We start from the raw sequence: 547 nt of genomic DNA, 5'->3' as shown, positions 1-547 counted from the left end.
GGCCTCGTCCCGCACCCGCGGGCCGGCGGCCCCGGCGAGGGTGAGCGCGGAACCGTGCTCCGACTCTCCATCCCCGCTCGTGTGGCTCGAGTGCTGGCCCTCGCTGGGCAGGAGCGCGCCCTCGCTCATCACCAACGCGACCTCGACCGGTTGCACCTGCCCCTCGGCCCGGCCCGAGAGGCGTTCCAGGGCGGTATCGGCCAGCCACGCCCCACGACCCCGCTCGTCCGCGGCGCGGGCAGCGTCGACGTCCGGGTCACCCGTGGCCACGTGCCGGGCCTGCTCGGCCGCGCGCAACGCGGCGAAGGCTCCGACGACCTCGACCACCGGACCGAGCACGCTCAACCACGCCATGCCCTCCGGCGCCGGCCGCACCGACACGTTGCGGGACGCGACCGCCCGCGCCCGCCGGCGGACCAAGGCTTCTTGGTCCAGGTCCACCGTGGCCCGGTGCGCCGCCCCCGCCAACGCCCGATCGCCCGACGTGGTCAGGCAGTCGGCGAGGCGCCGGTCGGCCTCCATCCGGTCCTCATGCGAAAGGCACGCA

The 547-nt window shown here is 76.2% G+C and carries 1 pseudogene; it reads right to left on the bottom strand.

Annotated features, from left to right (window positions below):
• A pseudogene (locus JAN01S_RS16445) lies at window positions 1–522 on the bottom strand (hypothetical protein); the annotation flags it as partial.
• Window positions 523–547 lie beyond the last annotated feature (25 nt).

This window comes from Janibacter anophelis NBRC 107843 (assembly GCF_001570945.1).
Taxonomy (GTDB): Bacteria; Actinomycetota; Actinomycetes; order Actinomycetales; family Dermatophilaceae; genus Janibacter; species Janibacter anophelis.
This window is presented reverse-complemented; position numbering and strand designations above follow the sequence as displayed.